Source organism: Phytohabitans sp. LZ39, from assembly GCF_059359075.1.
This window is the reverse complement of sequence record NZ_JCADBM010000009.1, coordinates 219,734-240,151: the sequence shown is the minus strand read 5'-3', so window position 1 is coordinate 240,151 and position 20,418 is coordinate 219,734. Positions and strand designations below refer to the sequence as shown.

Genomic DNA, 20,418 nt, shown 5'->3' with positions numbered 1-20,418 from the left:
CCCCACCGTGCCCCGGCTAGCGTCGATGCCCATGAGTGGGCTGTTCAACGGCTTTACCTCGCGGGCCGCCACGCGTTCGGCACGTTCCGCCATCAGCGGGATGATGTCGGCGTTCGGCGCGGCCGGCCTCGATGCGGCCGCCCGCCACCCCGGCCTGCTGGCCGCCATCGACCAGCACGCGGCGGCGATCCGCGACAGCCTCCTAGGCGACCTGCGGCCGCTGACGCCGGTGCACCTGGCAGGCTACGCCGAGGGCGTCCGCGACGCGGCCGCCGAGCACGGCTGGCACCTGCCCGAGGGGCCGATCGACTGGTCGGCAGGCGCCGACTGGGTGCTCACCCGGCTGCTCGCGGTCTGCCACCTGGCCCACGGTCTGGCCTCGATCCCCGCTCCCCGCACCGCCTGATTTTCTGGGCTACCGCGACGTCCGTCGTGGTCTGTGCCGTTGCTCCCGCGGCCTCACCCGTCCGCTGTTGGTCGCGGTCACCCCTGTTTTCGCCTCCGGCGGGAGCGCTCCGGACCGTCGGGATGGCGCAGGCGAGTGGCGCGCGCGAAGCGGGGCGCCCCGAAGGGCGCCCCGCGTCCACGTTCGCGGCGAGCTACTGCTGGGGTTCGATCCGCTGGGTTTCGTCGTCCGCGCGTGGCGGCATCGTCCCGCCGGTCGGGTAGACGCCCGAAGGGGCGGCCCCACCCGTGCCCGACATCGCGGGCGTCGCCATCGGGGCGGGCTCGCCGGCGCGGTCGGCCATCTGCCGGCGGGCGTCCTCGCGGCCGCTGCTGTACGCCTGCGTCTGCTCGCGGATGGCCTGCGACTCGGCGGCCGCCCGGTCGAGCAGCCCCTCCCAGCGCTGCTGCATCGGGCGGATCAGGCCGCCGCCCACACCCACGATCAGGATGCCGGCGATCGTGGCGAGCGCGGCGATCAGCACCGGCGTGGTGACCGTGGTGGCGATGCCGACCTGGTTGAGGGCCGCGATCGCGCCCAGCACGATGATGAACGCCCAGGCCATCGTGGCCAGCAGCTTGCCGTAGGACAGGCCGCCGAGCGCGCTGCCGACGAGGTCGCGCACCGCGTTCGCGATCGCGATGGCGACCACCATGATGACGATCGCGACGAAGGCCTTGGGCAGCCACGACACCACGCTCGTGATCAGGTCGCTGACCGGGTTGGGGCCCCAGATGGAGAAGGCGATCTGGAGGACGAGCAGCAGCGCCGCGTAGTAGACGATCCGCGAGGTGATCGTGCTGGCGTCGTACCGGCTGTTCTGGAACGCGCGACCCATGCCGCCCCGCTCGATGGCGCGGTCGAGGCCGACCCGCTTCAACGCCTTGTACACGATGCGGCGGATGAACCGCGCCACGATCCACCCGACGAAGAGGATCGCCAGGAAGGCGACCGCCTTCGGGAGGAAGACGAACACGGACTTCCACATATCGGTGAGCGCGCTGTCGATGTCGACTTGCCGCACCGCCAAGGGCTCGGACATTGCAGCCTCCAGTTCCCATAGCTCCTTTGGCAGATCATGCACCCCTTCTGAGCATTTATCTGGTATTTCGGACAAAAAGGGAGCCCGCCCTCGAAAGGGCGGGCTCCCGGGAGCGTCAGCGGAGACCGTTGCGGATCGCCACCGCGACGAGCGCGTCGGGGTCGTCGGAGATGATCCCGTCCACGCCCAGGTCGATCACGCGCTGCATGACGGCCGGGTCGTTGACCGTGTACGGCACCACCTTCAGGTCGTACCGGTCCTGGAGCACCGGCACCGTCGGCCCGTGGAAGTAGGTCGGGTCGGTGCGCAAGTACCAGTCCGGCGATTGCGCCGCCACCTGCGCCGGGTCGTGCACCTGCCAGTTGGAGGAGACCGTGGCGGCACCCGCGGCGCGGACCAGCTTGCCCAGGTCGCGGTACTTCCACCAGTCCAGCCCACCGGTCCACGGGCTCTTGACGGACGGGTCGCCGTACACCGCCTGGAGCGAGCACTCGTCGGCGAGCGTGGCGCACTCGGCCGGGCCGTACTGCCACACCAGCGCCACCGTCTCGATCCGCCGGTCGAGCTTGCGGGCCAGGATGATCGTGCGCCAGTCGAAGGACTGGATGGTCACCCGGTCGACAAAGCGAGCCTTCTGGATGGCGCCCACCAGCAGCCGCGTGAACACGTCGTACGGTGCCGTGTCGCCGGCGGTCGGGCTGATCTTGGTCTCGATGTTCAACCGGACGTCGGCGCGGCCGCTCGCCCGCACCAGCGCGAACACCTCACTGAGCGTGGGGATGCGAGCCCCCGGCACGGCGACCTGCGAAGGGAACTCGGCCAGCGTCTTCGAGCCGCAGTCGATCGTCTTGATCTGGCGGAGCGTGAGGTCGTGCACCCGCTTGCCCACGTACGGGAACTCCGGGTCGCCCGCCCACGCCGGCGCGGTGTCCACGCAGTGCGAGCCGTTGATCGTGCGGTCGTGGATCACCACGAGCTGCCCGTCCTGGGTGACGCCCGTGTCCAGCTCCAGCGTGGAGACCGCGCGGTTGGCCAGCGCGTACTCGAACGCGGGAAGCGTGTTCTCCGGCCGCACCGCCCGAGCGCCCCGGTGGCCCTGGATGTCGAACGGCGAGGCGTACCCGCTGGGCAGCTTGAAGCCGCGCTGCGCGAGCAGCCCGCGCAGCCGGTCGGGGTAGTCGGTGATGATGCCGTCCACCCCGTCGTCGACGAGCTTGCCCATGGTGGGCAGGTCGTTGATGGTCCACGGCACGACCTTGATGCCGTTGCGGTGCGCGTGGCGCACCATCTCCTTGGTCACGTACGGCTTGTAGCCGGGATCGACCACCGAGCCGCCCTGCGGCGTGCCGTGCACCGGGGAGAACGTGGTCGCCCCGAAGCTCTTGATCGCCTTGATCGGGTCGCCACCAAAGTCGTCGATGTCGATGCCGCCCAGCCACGGCGAGGCGCCCGGCTTGCCGGTCTGAAGGAAGTCGATGTTGGTGAGCGCCACCAGCGGGAGGCGCGGCTCGACCTCGCGCATGCGCATCAGCGCGCCCCAGTCGAAGCTCTGGATCGTGACCTGGCGCAGCAGCCCCGCCTTGCGGACCTCCCGCGCGGTCACCCGCACGAACTGCTCGCGCGGCGCCGTCTCGCTCGGTGCCCCCGCCTCCACTTTGGTCTCCACGTTCAGCTTCACACCGCTAGCGCCGTAGCGGTTGACGAGCGCGAAAACCTCGCTGAGCAGCGGCATGCGCGCGCCCGGCACCGCGACCTGGCCCGGCCGGTCGGCGAGCGTCTTGCTGCCGCAGTCGAGCGTGCGCACCTGGGCCAGGGTGAGCGTGTTGACGTACTTGCCCACGTACGGGAACTCGGGGTCACCGGGCGTGGCCGGCGCCGTGTCGGTGCACTTGGTGCCGGTCACCCGGCGGTCGTGGGTGACCACCGCCTGGCCGTCCTCGGTGATCTGCACATCCAGCTCCAGCGTGCTCACGCCGAGCTGGAGGGCGTTGCCGAAGGAGGCGAGCGTGCTCTCCACCCGCAGGCCGAGCCCACCGCGGTGGGCCTGGAGGTCGAATTCCGGCTTGTGCTTCGGGTGCGCGACGGCCGCGCCGGGCAGCACCGTGAGGGTAAGGCCCGCAGCCAGCGCCGCGAGAGCGATTCTCCGCATCATCACGCGCGTGATCGTCGCGAAGCGGGACGGCCTCCGCGCGTGCGCGGGGTGAACACAAAGCTAACTACTCGCAGGCCCGCCCGTTGATCGCGCAGCCGGTGGGCTCGCCCGCCAGCAGCCCCGGCACGTCGAACGTGAACGTGGCCGACCCGCCCGCGGCCACCTCGCCGCGCCCGGCCAGCGGCGTGAACGTCACAAGCTCGCCGTCCTGCCGCGCGTCGGCCCCCTCGACGCTGTCGACCTTCTGCCCGGCGGGGAGGCTGAGCGTGACCGTCCAGCCGTCGGCCGCGCCCTTGCCGCGGTTGGAGATGGTGACCTTGCCGCGGTAGCCGGTGAGCCCGAGCAGCCCGGTATTCGCCTCGCGCGAGTAGGCCGCGACGAGGTCGGCCGCGGCCGGCGGCGCCGCGCTGGTCGCCTCCGGCGAGGGCGGCGCGCTGCCCGCCGACGGCTCGGCACCGCCACCCGGCGCGGCGTCCGGAGACGGCTCGGCGCTCGGACCGGCCCGCCCCGGCGCGGCGGGCGTGGGCTCCGCCACCGGCGGCCCCTGCTCCCCCGCGGCCTCCGCCGACGGCATCGGCAGCCGCACATCACCCGTCGGCGGCCGGTTGGCCAGCAACACGGCGTAGGCTCCGCCGACGATGGCCACCGCCGCCACCACCACGAACGCGACCGCAAGACCCACCTCAGTGCGGGTCCACGGTGGTCGCCCTTGCTTTTTTGGTACGGACGCCGGCTTACCAGTCCGCGGCGCTCCGCCCGCCGGCGGCCGACTCGCACCGTCCCCCGACAACGGCGGCTCCGCCGCGTCCCCGCCACCCGGCTCCCGGCCCGCCCGCTCCCGCCCGGCAGACGCGCGACCGGCAGCCTCCCGGCCCGCTAGCTCCCGGCCCGCTGGCTCGCGGCCGGCTGGCGGACGGCGTGGCCTGGGCGTGCGGCCGGGCGGGGTGGCCTGGCTGGGCGCCGTGCCACCGAGCGGGGGTCGGTCCGGCGCGGGTCGCTCCGGCGACTCGCCGTCGGCCTCGGTCCCGGTCATGCTGTCGTCGAACTGCTGGAGCTCAGCGACGTATCCCATCACGCCGGCGTCGCGCTGGCGCGGGATGGGCGCCTCGACCGCCTCGTGCGTGCCTTTGGGATCAGCCGTCACGCCGCGACTATATGTGCGCCGCTCATATCGGGCGCAACCCCCTAATCCCTAGTCGCGCTCGGGGCGCGGGTCTGGGCCAAGGTCGTGGACAGCGGAGGGTGAGGCCGCGGGAGCAGCGGTCCGGACCACGGCGGACGTCGCGGCAGCTCAAATCCCTATCCAGGATTGGGTCACCAGCAGAGGCAGAAGGGGTGGCCGGCCGGATCGGCGTAGACCCGGAAGCTGACCTTTTCCTCCGTCATCGGCAGCGGGCGCGCGCCGAGCGCCAGGGCCTTGGGCTCCGCCTCGTCGATGTCGTCGACCGTGATGTCGAGATGGAACTGCTGCGGATAAGCCGGGTCGGGCCAGCGCGGCGGGATGTGGTCGGGCGCCTCCTGGAAGCTCAGCGTGGTCGTGCCGTCGCTGACGTCGACCCAGTCGCCGTCGACACGGGTGATCGGCAGGCCGAGCAGCTCGGAGTAGAAGCCGGCCAGCGCGTGCGGGTCGGGACAATCCAGCACCACTGAGGACAGACGACCGATCATCACGCTCTCCTTCCTCTCGTTCCTTCGACCGTCCGAATGGTGCTCCAGGGGTACGACAGTTTCCCGATTGGTGTGATCGTTGCCGTACGGTGACCGTTCGCCGATGTGCGCGTGAAATCCCATCGCATTACCGTGACCGGTAGGCGATCCCACTCCCCGTTGGGAGGGCATGGCGTGGTCGGAGCCTTGGTCCGCACCCGCGTGGCGAGCAACGGCAGCATGGTCGTGCAGGTGCGTGGCCATGTCGGCGAGGCCGCCACGGCGCAGCTGCGGCGCGCACTCCTGCACGCCCTCCTCCGGGTCCGCTCCCACCGCCTCGTCGTCGACCTCCGCGACGCGGGCTGGGTCGACCCGCTCGGCGTCGGCGCGGTGGTCGCCGGCTGCGACGTGGCGAGCGACAGGTCCGTCTCGGTGGTCGTGCACCGCCCCAAGCACGGTGTCGCCCGCCGGCTCCGCGCCGCGGGCCTGCCCGGGAGCGCGCTCCCGCGCCGCTAGCCCAGCAGAGGGCATCCATCACCGTCGATTTTTTCGAAATGCCGCGAACACGGTTCGACGCGGGGTCTTCACATCCGCGCAACATAGCCGTACGGTAATCGATGTCTATGGGAGCGCTTCCAACGAGGAAGCTCTATACCGGGAAGGAGCCCCGCATGCGCAGGAGATCCGCGCTCTCCGCCATCGGCGCGGCCGCAGCCGCAGCCTTGGCAACAGCGACGGCGGTCGGCGTCGGGCTGCTTCAGCCCCAGGCCGCGTCGGCCGCCGATTCCGTGTTCTACACCGATCCCGAAACCAACGCGGCCCGCTGGGTGGCCGCCAACCCCAACGACTCCAAGACCGCGGTCATCCGCGACCGGATCGCGAGCGTGCCGCAGGCCCGTTGGTTCACGACGACGAACACCTCGGCCGTACGCGGGCAGGTGAACGCCTTCGTCGGCGCCGCCGCGGCGGCGGGCAAGATCCCGATCATGGTGGTCTACAACGTCCCCAACCGCGACTGCGGCGGTGCGAGCTCCGGCGGCGCCCCCAGCCACCAGGCCTACCGCGCGTGGGTGGACGAGGTCGCGGCCGGTCTGGCCGGCCGCCCGGCGTACATCATCCTCGAGCCCGACGTGCTCGCCCTGATGAGCGACTGCCAGAGCGCGGCGCAGCAGGCGGAGACGTCCGCCTCGATGGCCTACGCGGGCAAGCGCCTCAAGGCCGGCTCGTCGCAGGCCCGGGTCTACTTCGACGCGGCGCACTCGGTCTGGCACCCGGCGAGCGAGATGGCACGGCGCCTGGTAGCCGCCGACATCGCCAACAGCGCCGACGGCATCTCGGTCAACGTCTCCAACTACCGGACCAACTCGGAGCTGATCACATACGCCAAGAACGTCGTCGCCGCCACCGGGCGCAGCAGCCTCAAGATCGTCGTCGACACCAGCCGCAACGGCAACGGCCCGGCCGGCTCGGAGTGGTGCGACCCGCCGGGGCGCGCGATCGGCATCCCGAGCACCAACAACACCGGCGACGCGGCGGTCGACGCGTTCCTCTGGATCAAGCTGCCGGGCGAGGCGGACGGCTGCATCGCGGCCGCCGGCCAATTCGTCCCGCAGCGGGCGTACGACCTGGCGATCGCCGCTGGCCCGTACACCACGCCGCCGACCACCCGGCCGCCCACGACCGTGCCCACGACGGACACGCCGTCGCCCCGGCCCCCGACCACCTCGGCGCCGCCGCCGACCACCTCGGCTCCGCCGCCCGGTGCGTGCAGCGTGGTCTACGTGCCCAACCAGTGGACCGGTGGCTTCACGACCGACGTGCGGATCACCAACCGGGGCGCCGCGGTGGCGAACTGGTCGCTGCGCTTCACGGTCGACCCGAGTGTGCGCCTGTCCAACGGGTGGAACGGCACCTGGAGCCAGTCCGGCAACCAGATCACCGTCACCAACGCCAGCTGGAACGGCAACATCCCGAGCGGTGGCACGGTCAGCACCGGCTTCCAGGGCACCGGCACCCTGGGCACGCCGACCGCGATCACCCTGAACGGCACCGCATGCGGTTGATGTACCTCTCCTGAAAGGGATGGCCCCGCGCGGTGTGGCGCGGGGCCATCCGTACGTCTCTCCAGATAGGACGGTGCCGACATGACCGCCGACCTGACGACCGCCACGGATCCCCTCGCGCCGCCTCCGCGCCGCCGCGGCAGGGCCCGATGGATCGCGGTCGCGGTGGTGGTGGTCGCGGCCGCCGTGCTGGCGGTGGCGCTGCGGACGGTCGCCTTCGGTGGCCCGTCCCGCCCGCCCACGCTGGAAAACCAGCTCGCCGACCGGATCGCGGCGGTGCTCGAGCAGTCGACGCCGGCCGACCACCACGCGCACGGCCACCACAGCATCGGCGACGCCAACGTGGCCAAGAGCCCGACGGTGTGCGCGGTCCGGACGCTCGGCTTCGAGCCGGCCGGGGCGAAGACGACCGCCGAGGTGCGCACCGTGTACGCCTACCACCTGTGCGCGCTCGTCGAGCCGGGCCGGGCGTGGGACTTCGCCCAGAAGCTCTCCGGGCCGATGGCGATGCAGCTCACCGAGCCGCCGAAGATCCAGGTCGTCGAGGCCGGTCCCGGGTTCCCGGACCGGGTGCGCGCGCTCATTCCCGCGCCGTACCAGGAGGAGGCGCTCAAGGAGCTCCTCGAGGACGACCAGATGCGTGACCTGCGCGAGCGGTTCGAGGAGGCGTACAGCAAGGTCTGACCGCCTTCCGCTCGGCAAGATGGGCGCCCCCGGCCGGGGGCGCCCATCTTGCATGTACGCTATTCGCAGCCATATACTCGGCGACGAGTATCCGTTGGCGAGGGAGTTCGCGATGGCGACGAGACGCAAGGTGAGCAACCTGCTCGCGCTCGCTGTGCTGACCGCGCTGGTCGAGCGCCCCATGCATCCGTACGAGCTGGCGTCGGTGCTCCGCGCCCGGGGCAAGGACCGGAGCATCAAGATCAAGTGGGGCTCGCTGTACACCGTGGTGCAAAACCTCGAAAAGCACGGCTTCGTCGAGACCACCGGCACCACCCGCGAGGGACGCCGCCCCGAGCGCACGGTCTACGCGCTCACCCCGGCCGGCCGCGACGAGATGCTCGACTGGGTGCGCGAGCTCGTCGCCGTCCCCGAGCGTGAGTTCCCGCGCTTCGAGGCGGCGCTCTCCGAGATCGGCGTGCTTCAGCCCGACGAGGCGGTCGAGCTGCTCGATCAGCGGCTCCGCCTCCTAGAGACCGAGGCGGCGGAGGAGCGGGTGGCCATGGGCGGCCTCGCGCAAGGGCTGCCGCGGATCTTCCTGATCGAGGTGGAGTACCACGCGGCGTTGCGCACGGCCGAGATCGAGTGGATCCGCTCGCTGCTCAAGGAGATCCGCGACGGCACGCTCTCCGGCGTCGACGCCTGGCGGGAGTACCACGAGACCGGCCAGGTGCCGGCGGATTTCGCCGAGCTCGCCGGCATCGGCAGTCTCGCCAAAGACGAGGAGGACGGCGACCCGGACTCCTGAAGAAAGCGGCCCCGGCGGGTGCTGCAACACCACGCCGGGGCCCTGACCTCGAACCGGCCCGCGGCGAAGCGCGCGCCCGACGCCCGAGATGGCACTCGCAAGGATAGTCGGGAGCGCTTCTCCACGGGATGGTTCACCCATCACATCGGAGGAGAGACGTGGAAACATCCACGACCGCCCCGACGGCGCTCGCCGTGGAGGCGCACGAGCTCACGAAGACGTACCCGAAAGGCGTGCGGGCCCTCGACGGCCTGTCACTGGCCGTGCGGCCGGGTGAGGTCTTCGGGCTGCTCGGTCCCAACGGGGCCGGCAAGACCACGACCGTCAAGATCCTGACCACCCTCGCCCGCCCGACCGGCGGCACCGCACGCGTGGCCGGCCACGACGTGCTCCGCGACCCCGACCGGGTGCGCCGCGTGATCGGCACCGTGTCACAGCGTTCGGGTGCCGATCCGGCCGCCACGGGCCGCGACAACCTGCTGCTCCAGGGCCGCCTCTACGGGCTGCGCGGCACCGCGCTCACCGGCCGGGTGGCGGAGCTGCTGCAACGCTTCGACCTCGCCGAGGCGGCCCGGCGGCCGGTCCGCACATACTCCGGCGGCATGCAGCGCCGCCTCGACGTCGCGCTCGGCCTGGTGCACCGCCCGCGCGTGCTCTTCCTGGACGAGCCGACCACGGGCCTCGACCCGGAGGCCCGCTCGGCGATGTGGGAGGAGATCGGCCGGCTGGCCGCCGACGAGGGCCTCACGATCGTGCTGACCACGCACTACCTGGAGGAGGCCGACCACCTCGCCGACCGGCTGGCCATCGTGGACGGTGGCCGGGTGGTCGTCGAAGGCGCGCCCGACGAGCTCAAGGGCGAGCTCAAGGGCGACGCCGTACACGTGGAGCTGGGCGACGCCGACGGTGAGGGCCGTGCCCGCGCGGCGGTCGCCGTCGTCGCCGGCGTCCGCGAGGTCACTGTGGACGGACGTCGCCTGAGCGCCCGCGCCGACGACGGCGCCGCCGCGGTGCCCGCCACGCTCGCGGCGCTGGGCCGGGCCGGTATGCCGGTCGCCGCCGTGACGGTCGCCCGCCCCTCGCTCGACGACGTGTACCTGCGGTACGCCGGCCGCCGCTTCGCCGAGGTCGACGGAGGTGTGGCATGAGTGCCATCGTCACGGACACCATGTGGATGACCCACCGGCGGCTCCAGGCGTTCGTACGCCAGCCGGCCTTCCTCGTCATCACGCTCGTGCAGCCGGTCATCTGGCTGTTCCTCTTCGGCAGCCTCTTCCGCAGGATCGTCGAGCTGCCCGGCTTCGGCGCGTCGTCCTATCTGGACTATCTGGTGCCCGGCGTGGTCGTGATGAGCGCCGTCTCGTCGAACATGTGGGCCGGCATGGGCACGATGGAGGAGATCGAGCGGGGCACCCTCAACCGCTTCCTCACCACGCCGGTCAGCCGCGCCGCCATCATGAACGCCAACGTCGTCGAGCAGGCCGTGAGCACCACCATCCAGTCGGTGGTCATCGTGCTGCTCGGCTGGCTGGCCGGCGCGCACTACCCCGGCGGTGGGCTCGGCACCGTCGTGCTGATCGTCGCCTCGGTGCTGCTGGGCACGGTCTTCAGCGCCTTCTCCAACACGATCGGCATGCTGGTACGCCAGCGCGAGTCCATCATCGGCATCAACACGTTTCTGCTGCTGCCGCTGACGTTCCTGTCGTCCGCCTTCATGGCGACCGATCTCATGCCCGGCTGGATGCAGGCGATCGCCAAGGCCAACCCGGTCGACTGGGCGATCCGCGCGGGCCGCGACGCCCTCTCCGCCGACCCCGACTGGCCCGCGACCCTCACCCGCGGCGGGGCGCTGCTGGTGCTGGCGGCCGCGATGGTGTGGCTCTCCACCCGCACGTTCCGCTCCTACCAGAAGTCCGTCTGACGCTCCGCTCGTCCAGCCCCACCCGGGCGCGTGGGTGGGGCCTGGACGGGCCGTTTCTGGTCGCGGTTACTTCGGCGCCTCCGGCGGGGCCTCGGGCTCCGGCCGGGACCGCCTGGCCTGGTTTCGCGTTGTTGGTGGGTGGTCGGAGCCGAAACCCCGGGCCCGCCACCAGACCTTGGTATCTATTGGCCCCTCCGTGGGCCATTGCGTACCAAGATCTGCCCGCGTTCCGACAGCGGACGGGTGAGACCGGGGAGCTAGATCCGGATGCCGGTCACAGCCGGTACGGCGACAGCCGCATCGACCTCGGGCACCCCTCCGACAGGGATCCGGCCCACCGCGGGCTTGTGGCGCGGGCCTGGCAGCGCGGGTCGGGGATTTCGGCGAGCGCCAGCTCGCCGCCGACCCGCGCGTTCTCCGGCGGGAGCGGCGGTCCGCAGCTGACACGGCCCGGGCAAAACTCCGCCTGAGGCACGACGGCGCCACCCCGATCCCGAAAGGCTCACCTACGGGTGCAGGAGGATCTTGACCGCGCCGTCCAGCTTCTTCTGGAACATGTCGTAGGCGCGGGGCGCCTCGTCGAGCGGGAGCCGGTGCGTGGCGAACGTGTCCACGCCCAGCGGGTCGGCGTCGCCGGCCAGCAGGGGCACGATGTCGTCCACCCAGCGCTTCACGTTGGCCTGGCCCATGCGCACCTGCACCTGTTTGTCGAAGAGCGTGAGCATCGGCATCGGGTCGGCCATGCCGCCGTACACGCCGATCAGCGAGATGGTGCCGCCGCGTCGGACGATGTCGATCGCCGAGTACAGGGCGGACAGGCGGTCGACGCCGGCCTTCTGCATCATCTTGGCGGCTACCGCGTCGGGGAGGGCGGCGGTCATCTGGTGGGCGAGCTTGGCGGCGGTCGAGCCGTGGGCCTCCATGCCGACCGCGTCGATGACCGAGTCGGGGCCGCGGCCGTCGGTGCGGTCGCGGATCTCGCCGGTCAGGTCTTCGGTCTCGCGCAGGTCGATCACCTCGACGCCGCGGGCGCGGGCGCGTTCCAGGCGTTCGGGCACCAGGTCGACGCCGATCACCTGGCCGGCACCGCGGTGTGCGGCGACCCGCGCGGACATGTCGCCGATCGGGCCGAGGCCGAGCACGACGACGCTGCCACCGTCCGGGATGTTCGCGTACTCGACCGCCTGCCACGCCGTCGGCAGCACGTCCGAGAGGTACACGAAGCGGTCGTCGGGCGGGCCCTGGGGCACCTTGATCGGGCCGTACTGCGCCTGCGGCACGCGCAGGAACTCCGCCTGGCCGCCGGGCACCTCGCCGTACAGCTTCGTGTACCCGAATAGCGCGGCGCCCGTGCCGTGCTCCCGCACCTGCGTGGTCTCGCACTGGGTTTGTAGGCCCTGCGCGCACATGTAGCAGTATCCGCAGGAGATCTGGAACGGGATCACCACGCGGTCGCCGGGCGCGATCGTGCCTACCTCCGGGCCGACCTCCTCCACGATGCCCATCGGCTCGTGCCCGAGGATGTCTCCCTTGCCCATGAACGGGCCCATCACTTCGTACAGGTGCAGGTCGGAGCCGCAGATGCCGCTCGATGTGACTCGGACGATCGCGTCGGTGGGTTCCTGGATCTTCGGGTCGGGCACGCTCTCGACGCTCACCTCGCGTCGCCCCTGCCAGGTGACTGCTCGCATACGGAGCGGCTACCCGCACATGTACCCGTCAAACCCCTTCGCGGCGCGCGCGAGCCCGGCGCTTGCCCTCGTGCATGGCCTGCACGCGGGCGATGGGGATCGTGTGGCCCTCGGCGACCAGGTCGTCCGGGAGCCGCTGCGGCGCGGGCAGCCGCTCCGCCCACGGGTCGGCGTCGCCGAGCAGCCCGACCGCGGTGTGGATGGTGAAGTCGGCCGGCTTGACCCGCTCGAGGTCGTCCCACGCGACCGGAAACGACACCGGCAGGCCGGGACGCAGCCGCGGGCTGTACGCGGCGACGACCGTCGCGCCGCCGGACCTCGTGGAGTCGAGGAACACCTTGCCGGCTCGGTCCTCCTTGATGAACGCGGTGGTCGCGATCGCCGGGTCGAGCCGCTCGGCGCGGGCCGCGAGCGCGCGGGTGGCGGCGGCGACGTCCTCTATGGACACCGACTCGTCGACCGGCACGAAGATGTGCACGCCCTTGGAGCCGCTTGTCTTCACCGCGCCGGACAGCCCGGCGTCCTCAAGCGCCCGCCGCACGAGCCCGGCCGCGGCCACCACCGGGCCGAAGTCGTCGCCCTCCGGCGGGTCGAGGTCGAGGATCAGGTCGGTGACGTGGTGCCACCGATCCGCGCGCACGAGCGCCGGATGGTACTCGATCGCCCGCTGGTTGCCGAACCACAGCAGCGTGCGGCGGTCGTTGCAGAGGGCGTAGCGCACCTCCCGCTTGGACGCGTCCGCCCACCGCTCGACGGTCGGCACCCACTCCGGCGTGTACTTGGGGAGGTTTTTCTGCATGAACGCGTCCTGCCCGCGCAGGATGCGGATCACCGAGAGCGGCCGGTCGCGCAGCACCGGGATGATGCGGTCGCGCACCGCGTCGAGGTAGTCGACGAGCTCCCGCTTGGTCGCGCCGGCCCCCTCGAACAGCGGCTGGTCGAGGTTGGTCAGTGCGACCCCGTCGCGCTCCTCATCCGCACCCATCGCCTTACCCTGCCATCACCTCGCGCAGCAGGTCCAGGTTCTTGCTGATCACCGCGGATACGCCGAGGTGGCGGGCGTGCGCGAGCGCCTCCGGCGTGTCGACCGGCCACACCATCACGACCTCGACCGACTCGCGCAGTTCGGCGACCACCTCCGGGGTGAGCAGCTCGCGGCGGATCGAGACGCCGTACGCCGGCCGGTGGCGCACCCGTGCGCGCAGCCGCCGCAGCGTCACCCTGTTGCTGGACGAGAGCACCCGCCGCACCGGCTCCTCGAACGCGTCGAGCATCCCCCAGTGCTTCGTGCACACGGTGATCGGCGCGTCGGGCGCGGCCTCGCGCAGCAGCGCCGCCACCCGCGGCGCCAGCGCCGCCGCCGGACCCTTCAGGTCGAGCATCAGCCGATGGTCACCGTCCGCGGCGGTCAGGACCTCGTGCAGTTCCGGGAGTACCGTGTCGCGCCGCCGCACGAGCACCCACTTGTCCCACAGCCACCCGGGGCCGAGCGTCTTGAGGTGGCGTACCTCCAGCGCGCCCTTGAAGAGATGGATGTCGGCCTCGACGAGGTCGACGCCGGCGTCGAGGGCGGCCCGCAGGCCCCGCGTGTCGTTGCCGGCGCGGTGGGCGATGGCCATGAGCTGCTGAGGCACGGCTCAGGGTATCCCGCCGGCGTTTGCCCGATCTCGTGACGGGGAACCGCCCGGAGTGGCACGCTGGTGGCGAAACCGCCCCGGAAGCTGGCAAGCTCCACCGCCGACCAGCGCGGAGCGCGCCGGCCACCCCGGGAGACGCCAGCGAGCGGAGCTAGCGCGACCAGCACAGCCCCGAGGAGGCTCTCATGACCCAATCCTGGACAGGGCCGCCGGTCGGCGGGGCCGAGACGCCCGCCCGCCCCACGGTCACCGTGGCCAGCTACCCCGACTACCCGGCCGCGCAGCGGGCGATCGACTACCTGTCGGACAACGAGTTTCCGGTCGAGCGCACCGCCATCGTCGGCACCGACCTACGCCTGGTGGAAAACGTGCTGGGCCGCATGACGGTGGTCCGCGCCGGCCTGGCGGGCGCCGCGACAGGCGCCTGGTTCGGCCTGTTCATCGGCCTGCTCTTCGGCATCTTCAGCGACTCCAACTGGCTCGGCGTGATCCTCGCCGGCGTGCTGATCGGCGCGCTGTGGGGCGCCGTCTTCGGCGCGATCGCCCACGCGATGACCGGCGGCCGCCGCGACTTCACGTCGACCAGTTCGCTTCAGGCCGCGCAGTACGCGGTGACGGTCGACGCCGAACACGCCGACGCCGCCCGCCAGCTGCTCACCCGCCTCAACTGGCAGGCCAGCGGCGCCGGCTAGGTCCGGTCGCGACAAGCCCTGGACGATCTATCTTGGGCTACCGCGATGCCCGTCGTGGTCGCTCTCCGTTGCTCCCGCGGCCTCACCCGTCCGCCGTAGCGGTGCCCGCGGGAGCATACGGTCTACAGCTGACAGACGTGGGCGGATACCCCGTCTCCTGAAGGTCTAGGGGGTTCCGCGCACGAGGGCGGCGAGGAAGCCGCCGACGAACGCGTCGCCGAGCCCGATGGTCGTCGGCTCGGCGACGTCGAGGTGGAAGCCGGGAAGGCAGCGGGCGCCCCCGCCCATCCGCTCCTCCAGGGCCGCGGCGAACTCCACCGCCGCCGGCCGCCTCGGTCTGAGCCGCATCAGTTCGTAGTCGCCGGCGCTGTAGCGGGCGCTCGCTACCACGATGCCCTCGTCGAGCGCCGCCGCGTATCCGCCGGCTCCCTCGCCGACGGCCGCCGACCAGTACTTGGTGTGCAGGACCAGCGTCGGGACGGGGATGAGGGCGCGCAGCTTTTCGAGCGCCCGCGCCACCTCCGCCGGCGAGAGCAGGTCGACCGTGCGGCCGAGGTATGCCTGGAGCTCGTCCTCGTTGAGCCCGTAGACGGTGATGACGTCGACGAGCGCGTCACGGACCCGCTGGCTGAACCCCGGCTCGTGAAACCCGGCGTCCTCGTAGTAGACGACCGCCCCGGCGGGGAGCTGCCGCATGTGGCCGCGCAGCGTGGCCAGGCGCTGGTCGAGGAGCCCTTGGTCGCGGATCGCGTTGAACCCCGAGATCAGGAAGACCCGCGCGGAACGCAGCAGCCGGCCCAGCTCCGGGCTCAGCAGCATGGAACCGTTCGGCGGGTCGTTGACGTAGATCAGCCGGTTGGGGAACGGCGCGGCGATGTCGATGTCACCGGCCCGCACCTGGACGCCCTGGTCGTACTGGACGATGAGGTGCGGGTGGAACGTGTCCTTGTCGTCGCTGCATATGTAGTCGCAGTCCGGCGGGAGCAGGCGGCGGACGACGTCGTTGATGCTGACGAGGTGCAAAGTGGACGGTACGCCGAGCCGGCTCATCTCGATCGCCGCCCGCACGGAGGTGCCGCCCAGGGTCGTGCGGGTGGGAAAGCGCGCGGCGAACGTGCTCAGCCCGGCGGAGGAGGCGACGAAGTGCTCGCCTCCCCCGCCCTTCCTCAGGTACGTGAGGATCGAGATGACCAGCTCGCGCTCGCTGGCCACCGTCGTCGCCGCGGTCAGCTCGGCGGCGCGGATCCGGTACTCGCGGACGAGCTGCTCCACGATCGGCGCGGACAGCTTGAGCTCGTAGTCGACGCCTCCGCCGAGGCCCAGGACGACGTGGCCGCTCATGTCAGTACAGATCGGCCTTGCCGGTCGCCTCGAAGAGGTCGATCTTGTGCGCGGCCACGGCCTTCATGGCCGCGATGCACGGCGGCTGGATGTTGAGCGGCTCGCGCAGCCCGGCGTCGGCGAGAACCTCGCGCATCTTCGCGTGGTACGCCACCTTGATGTCGCTGGAGATATTGATCTTGTTGATGCCGAGCTTGACCGACTGCGCGATCTCGTCGTCCGGGTTTCCCGAGCCGCCATGCAGCACGAGCGGGATCCGCACCCGGTCCTTGATCTCCTTGAGCAGGTCGAGCTTGAGCTCCGGCTTCAAGGTCTTCGGGTAGAGGCCGTGGTAGGTGCCGATGGCCACCGCGAGGCTGTCGACGCCCGTCTCCCGCACGAAGGTCACGGCGTCGACCGGATCGGTGTAGATGATGGCGTCGGTGCCGGCCTCGCCCTCGCTGTCGGCCTTGCCGATCGTGCCGAGCTCCGCCTCGACCGACAGGCCGACCGCGTGCGCGGTCTCCGCGACCTTCCGGGAGATCGCGACGTTGTCCGCGAAGGATTGAAGCGACGCGTCGATCATCACCGAGGTGAAGCCGACGTGGATCGCGGTCAGCATCTCCTCGTACGTGGCGCCGTGATCCCAGTGGATCGCGATCGGCACCGACGAGCGGTGGGCCCGCTGCGTCATAGCGGCGATCACGTCGACTCCGATGTGCCGCACCTCGTCGGGATGGATCCCGATGAACAGCGGCGCGTGCTTTTCCTCGCTGATGTCCACGATGCCGTTGAACATGGCGTAATCGCTGATGTTGAAGGCGGGCACGGCGAAATTCTTCTCATTCGCAACGTCCAGGATCGCCTTGCCGGTCGTCAGCATAGCTGCATTTCTCCTTGTTGATTGGGTGGCTTGATCTAGGCCTTGACGGCACCGGAGGTGAGGCCGCCGATGAAACGCCGCTGGAAGAGCAGGAACAAGATGAGGACCGGGATCGAACCGAGGATGCTCATGGCCATCATCTGGTTCCACTCGTAGGAGTGCTGACCCATCAGGAGCTGGATGCCGATCGGCACCGTGCGCATGTTGTCGGTGCGGGTGAGCGTCAGCGCGAAGAGGTACTCGTTCCACGAGATCATGAAGGTGTACACGCCGACGGCGACCATCCCCGGCACCGAGATGGGCACCAGCACCCGCCACAGCGCCGTCCAGCTCGACGCACCGTCCACCTTGACGGACTCGTCGAGTTCCTTGGGGAGCGTGTTGAAGTAGGCGGTCATCATGATGATCGCGTACGGCAGGGTGAACACCATGTGCGTGAGGATCAGCCCGGGATACGTGTTGTACAGACCGAGCGTCACGACAAGCCCGAAGTAGGGGATGACGAGCGTGATCGGCGGCACCGCCTGGACGCTGACGATCACGGCGTTGATGGACCGCTTCAGCGGAAACTCGTAGCGGCTGAACCCGTAGGCCGCGAGCACCGCGACGAGCAATGTCAGCGCGGTGACCGAGAGCGCGACCACGTAGCTGTTGAGGAAGAACCGGAGCTGGGCGCCGTCGGTGAGGATCGCGCGGTAGGCGTCGAACGAGAAGTTGCCGGTGACCAGTCGGGGCGGGACGGCGAAGACCTCGCCGTTGGGCTTGAACGACGTCGACAGCATCCACAGCACGGGCAGGCCGGCGAAGGCCGCGCCCAGGCAGAGCCCGGCGAGCAGGGCGATCTTCGCGCCGAGGCGCCGTCGCTTGCGGGTGAGCACGCGATCACCTCTCCTTTTGCAGGCGGACGTAGAAGACCGCCAGGATCATCGTGAGCAGCAGGACGATGACGGCACTGGCGGAGGCGGTGGCGAACTCGTAACTGCTGAAGGCCTGCTTGTAGGTGTAGGTGCTGAGCATCTCCGTGACGTTCAGCGGCCCGCCGCCCGTCGTCATCCAGATGAGGGCGAACTGCTGAGAGGTCCAGATCAGGTCGAGCACGGCCATGCTGACGAGCACCGGCCGCAGCTGCGGGATCGTCACGTTCCAGAACTGCCGGAACGGGCTGGCGCCGTCGACGGAGGCCGCCTCGTACAGGTCGGGCGAGATGCCCTGGAGTCCGGCGAGGATGCTGATCATGAAGAACGGGTAGCCGGCCCAGATGTTGATGAATGTCAACGCCCACAGGGCCTTGCCGGGGTCGGAGAGCCAGTCGACACCCTGCGACATGCCACCGACCGTGGTCAGCAGGTAGTTGACCACGCCGGACGGGTCGAGCATGAGCCGCCAGATGACCGCGATCACCGCGACCGTGAAGAGCCACGGCAAGATGAAGACGACCCGGAAGATGGTCTTCGTCACCGGGCCCAGCAGCGAGGAGTTGAGCATCATCGCGAAGGCCAGGCCCAGCACGAGGTGGGCGAAGGTGCTCACGGTGATGAAGATGAACGTGTTCTTCAGCGCCGCCCGAAAGTCGGCGTCGGAGAGCACCTTCGTGTAGTTGTCGAAGCCGACGAAGGCCGTGCTCGGCTGGGTGATGACGGTGTCTCTGAACGAGTAGCTCACCACCATCCCGATCGGGATGATCATCAGGACGGCGATCAGCACGATCGTCGGCGAGAGGAAGCCGAACGGGGCGGCGCTCTTCGCGAAGAAACGCCGCGCCCTGCCCCGATGGGCCGCGCGGGTCTGCGATGCCACCGGCGCGGCGGGCGGGGCCGCGCGATCCAGTTTCGCAGTATCCATCGATGTCTCCTTGTTTCGAGGCCGCGCCGCGGTGCCCGGCGCGGCGCGGCCCCGATCTGTGGAAAGGCTCAGAGCACCGATGCCCAGGACTCTTGCGACTTGCTGAGCGTGTCGTCGACGCTCTGCTTGCCGGTGAGCGTGAGCTGAAGCTGCTCGTCGAAGCTGCGCATGAGGTCCTCGGACTTCGGCAGACCCACGAACTCGTTGGCCGGGTAGCCCGCCTGGTAGATGTCGAAGGCCGTCTTGAAGAGCGGGTCGCTCTTGGTGAAGTCGGGCTCGGCGGTCTTGTTGCCCGGGAAGCCGTTGGCCAGCGTGCTCAGCTCCGCGTTGGTCTGCTTGCCCATCAGGAACTCGACGAGCTTGAACGCCTCGGCCTTGTGCTTGGACGAGTTGGCCACGCCGATGCCCCACGACGCGTACGGGATGCCCCGCTTGCCGGTGTAGCCGTCCTCGGCCGGGAGCGGCGCCACGGTGAACTTCAGGTCCGGGTTGTTCTTCTTGATCAGCGTGATGTGCGCCAAGGAGTCGATCACCATGCCGACCTGGCCGGTGGTGAACTTCTCGACCTTGTCCTGTTCCTTCATCGTGAGCGAACCGGGTGCGATGACGCCGGCGTCGTTCAGGCTCTTGACGTACTCGACGGCGCTCTTGACGGGCTGGCCGGTCAGATCGGGCTTTCCGTCCTTGGTGAGCATGCTGCCGCCGGACGCCCACACCCACGACATGACGTCGTTCTGGATGCCGTTGGGCACGGCGGTGTCGAGCGGGAGCGCCCAGCCCTTGACGTTGCCACCGAGCGCGGTGACCTTCTTGGCCGCGTCGAGGAACTCGGTGCGGGTGCTCGGCGGCGCCGTGACCCCCGCCTTGGCGAGCAGGTCGTTGTTGACGAACAGGGGGTACACGAAGTTGACCACGGGGATCATGTAGGTCTTGCCCTGGATCTGGATCTGGCTCGCGAGCTGGCTCGAGTCGTAGCTCGCGTCGGTCATGAGCTCGCTCAGGTCGGCGATCGCCCCCTGCTTGGCGAAGTCGCTCACCCAGGCGCCGTCGAGACCCACGACGTCCGGCAGCGTCTTGGACGCCGCGCCGGACACCAGCTGCTGCTTGGTGGACGCGTACGGCCCGCTCAGCAGCTTGACCTTGATGTTCGGGTTTTGCGCGGTGAAGTCCGCCATGAGCTTGTCGAACGATCCCGCCGGAAGCTCCGGCGCCCACCACTGCGCGAACTCCAGCGTGACGGCCCCGCCCCCGTCACCGCTCGATCCCTCGTCAGAACCGCACCCCACCGCGGTGGTGCCGACCACAGCCGCCACCGCCATAACCCCGAGTAGCTGCCGCAGTCGGCCGCGCACCCCGGTGCCGCCTCCGATCATTGCGAACTCCTTCAATGTAAAGGTGTTACCGCTCTTTGCAGGTTTGCGCCACGTTAACAGCACGTTACACCCCCCACAAGGCCTAGTACTGCAACATCTGGCTAGAGACTGCATAGTCTCGCATCTTGAATGGGATATTGTGGTCGAATCCGGCACACTCGACCCGCCCGCGTTGCCGATCCTCGCCTCATGTGGCACGAAACGGGCGCTACGATGCTGTACCCTGCCGTTCTAAGCGT

General features: G+C 70.2%; 20 protein-coding genes. 8 read left to right on the top strand and 12 right to left on the bottom strand.

The features are described 5' to 3' along the window. The first annotated feature begins 31 nt into the window (after nucleotides 1-31). Nucleotides 32-406, top strand: a complete 375-nt coding sequence (locus tag AC5L36_RS19625) for a DUF6401 family natural product biosynthesis protein (RefSeq protein WP_441218114.1) — start codon at nucleotides 32-34, stop codon at nucleotides 404-406. A gap of 193 nt (nucleotides 407-599) precedes the next feature. Here AC5L36_RS19625 and AC5L36_RS19620 read toward each other — a convergent pair whose 3' ends face one another. The 4 genes from AC5L36_RS19620 to AC5L36_RS19605 all read right to left on the bottom strand — a co-directional run bounded on the left by AC5L36_RS19620 (nucleotide 600) and on the right by AC5L36_RS19605 (nucleotide 5,307). Next, on the bottom strand, nucleotides 600-1,487 hold the full coding sequence (locus tag AC5L36_RS19620; protein WP_441218112.1) for a mechanosensitive ion channel family protein: 888 nt from the start codon (nucleotides 1,485-1,487) through the stop codon (nucleotides 600-602). A gap of 115 nt (nucleotides 1,488-1,602) precedes the next feature. After that, on the bottom strand, nucleotides 1,603-3,636 hold the full coding sequence (locus AC5L36_RS19615; protein WP_494908560.1) for a glycerophosphodiester phosphodiesterase family protein: 2,034 nt from the start codon (nucleotides 3,634-3,636) through the stop codon (nucleotides 1,603-1,605). A 67-nt stretch (nucleotides 3,637-3,703) separates the two neighbouring features. Further along, a complete protein-coding gene (locus AC5L36_RS19610) occupies nucleotides 3,704-4,783 on the bottom strand; it encodes a cellulose binding domain-containing protein (RefSeq protein ID WP_441218110.1) in 1,080 nt (359 codons plus the stop codon). 170 nt (nucleotides 4,784-4,953) lie between these two features. Then, nucleotides 4,954-5,307: a VOC family protein gene (locus AC5L36_RS19605; protein WP_441218109.1), complete on the bottom strand. Its 354-nt coding sequence runs from the start codon at nucleotides 5,305-5,307 to the stop codon at nucleotides 4,954-4,956. A gap of 174 nt (nucleotides 5,308-5,481) precedes the next feature. Between AC5L36_RS19605 and AC5L36_RS19600 the strand changes: the two genes are divergently transcribed. From AC5L36_RS19600 to AC5L36_RS19575, 6 genes are all read left to right on the top strand, one after another. Next, nucleotides 5,482-5,802 (top strand): STAS domain-containing protein, encoded by a 321-nt coding sequence (locus AC5L36_RS19600; RefSeq protein WP_441218107.1) that lies wholly within the window; start codon nucleotides 5,482-5,484, stop codon nucleotides 5,800-5,802. A gap of 155 nt (nucleotides 5,803-5,957) precedes the next feature. Continuing rightward, a complete protein-coding gene (locus tag AC5L36_RS19595; protein ID WP_441218105.1) occupies nucleotides 5,958-7,349 on the top strand; it encodes a glycoside hydrolase family 6 protein in 1,392 nt (463 codons plus the stop codon). 81 nt (nucleotides 7,350-7,430) lie between these two features. Beyond that, nucleotides 7,431-8,033, top strand: coding sequence for a hypothetical protein (locus AC5L36_RS19590; protein ID WP_441218103.1), 603 nt, complete (start codon nucleotides 7,431-7,433; stop codon nucleotides 8,031-8,033). Nucleotides 8,034-8,145: 112 nt separating this feature from the next. Then, on the top strand, nucleotides 8,146-8,820 hold the full coding sequence (locus AC5L36_RS19585) for a PadR family transcriptional regulator (protein ID WP_441218101.1): 675 nt from the start codon (nucleotides 8,146-8,148) through the stop codon (nucleotides 8,818-8,820). A gap of 158 nt (nucleotides 8,821-8,978) precedes the next feature. Beyond that, a complete protein-coding gene (locus tag AC5L36_RS19580; RefSeq protein WP_441218099.1) occupies nucleotides 8,979-9,968 on the top strand; it encodes an ATP-binding cassette domain-containing protein in 990 nt (329 codons plus the stop codon). Next, nucleotides 9,965-10,741, top strand: a complete 777-nt coding sequence (locus AC5L36_RS19575) for an ABC transporter permease (RefSeq protein WP_441218097.1) — start codon at nucleotides 9,965-9,967, stop codon at nucleotides 10,739-10,741. Before AC5L36_RS19580 ends, AC5L36_RS19575 begins: the two co-directional genes overlap by 4 nt. A 506-nt stretch (nucleotides 10,742-11,247) precedes the next feature. Here AC5L36_RS19575 and AC5L36_RS19570 read toward each other — a convergent pair. Genes AC5L36_RS19570 through AC5L36_RS19560 form a run of 3 tightly spaced genes read right to left on the bottom strand, consistent with a single transcriptional unit; the run spans nucleotide 11,248 to nucleotide 14,066 of the window. Next, the gene (locus AC5L36_RS19570; RefSeq protein WP_441218095.1) at nucleotides 11,248-12,432 is read right to left on the bottom strand and encodes a zinc-dependent alcohol dehydrogenase; all 1,185 of its coding nucleotides are present in this window, start codon (nucleotides 12,430-12,432) and stop codon (nucleotides 11,248-11,250) included. Between the two features lie 28 nt (nucleotides 12,433-12,460). Next, nucleotides 12,461-13,417 carry a DNA polymerase domain-containing protein gene (locus AC5L36_RS19565; RefSeq protein WP_441218093.1) on the bottom strand — a complete coding sequence of 319 codons (957 nt, stop codon included), beginning with the start codon at nucleotides 13,415-13,417 and terminating at the stop codon, nucleotides 12,461-12,463. A gap of 4 nt (nucleotides 13,418-13,421) precedes the next feature. After that, entirely contained in the window at nucleotides 13,422-14,066 is a 645-nt protein-coding gene (locus AC5L36_RS19560) for a glycerophosphodiester phosphodiesterase (RefSeq protein ID WP_441218091.1), read from the bottom strand. A 188-nt stretch (nucleotides 14,067-14,254) separates the two neighbouring features. On the opposite strand from AC5L36_RS19560, the gene AC5L36_RS19555 reads away from it, so the two are divergent. Continuing rightward, nucleotides 14,255-14,761 carry a YflT domain-containing protein gene (locus AC5L36_RS19555; RefSeq protein ID WP_441218089.1) on the top strand — a complete coding sequence of 169 codons (507 nt, stop codon included), beginning with the start codon at nucleotides 14,255-14,257 and terminating at the stop codon, nucleotides 14,759-14,761. Nucleotides 14,762-14,926: 165 nt separating this feature from the next. Here the strand turns inward: AC5L36_RS19555 and AC5L36_RS19550 are convergent, their stop codons facing one another. From AC5L36_RS19550 to AC5L36_RS19530, 5 genes are all read right to left on the bottom strand, one after another. Next, complete coding sequence (locus AC5L36_RS19550) at nucleotides 14,927-16,102, bottom strand: ADP-dependent glucokinase/phosphofructokinase (protein WP_441218087.1); 1,176 nt, start codon at nucleotides 16,100-16,102, stop codon at nucleotides 14,927-14,929. 1 nt (nucleotide 16,103) lies between these two features. After that, on the bottom strand, nucleotides 16,104-16,964 hold the full coding sequence (locus tag AC5L36_RS19545) for a ketose-bisphosphate aldolase (protein WP_441218085.1): 861 nt from the start codon (nucleotides 16,962-16,964) through the stop codon (nucleotides 16,104-16,106). A gap of 35 nt (nucleotides 16,965-16,999) precedes the next feature. Then, the gene (locus AC5L36_RS19540; protein WP_441218083.1) at nucleotides 17,000-17,842 is read right to left on the bottom strand and encodes a carbohydrate ABC transporter permease; all 843 of its coding nucleotides are present in this window, start codon (nucleotides 17,840-17,842) and stop codon (nucleotides 17,000-17,002) included. A gap of 4 nt (nucleotides 17,843-17,846) precedes the next feature. Continuing rightward, nucleotides 17,847-18,806, bottom strand: coding sequence for a carbohydrate ABC transporter permease (locus AC5L36_RS19535; RefSeq protein WP_441218081.1), 960 nt, complete (start codon nucleotides 18,804-18,806; stop codon nucleotides 17,847-17,849). Between the two features lie 68 nt (nucleotides 18,807-18,874). After that, nucleotides 18,875-20,179: an ABC transporter substrate-binding protein gene (locus AC5L36_RS19530; protein ID WP_441218080.1), complete on the bottom strand. Its 1,305-nt coding sequence runs from the start codon at nucleotides 20,177-20,179 to the stop codon at nucleotides 18,875-18,877. Between the last annotated feature and the right edge of the window lie 239 nt (nucleotides 20,180-20,418).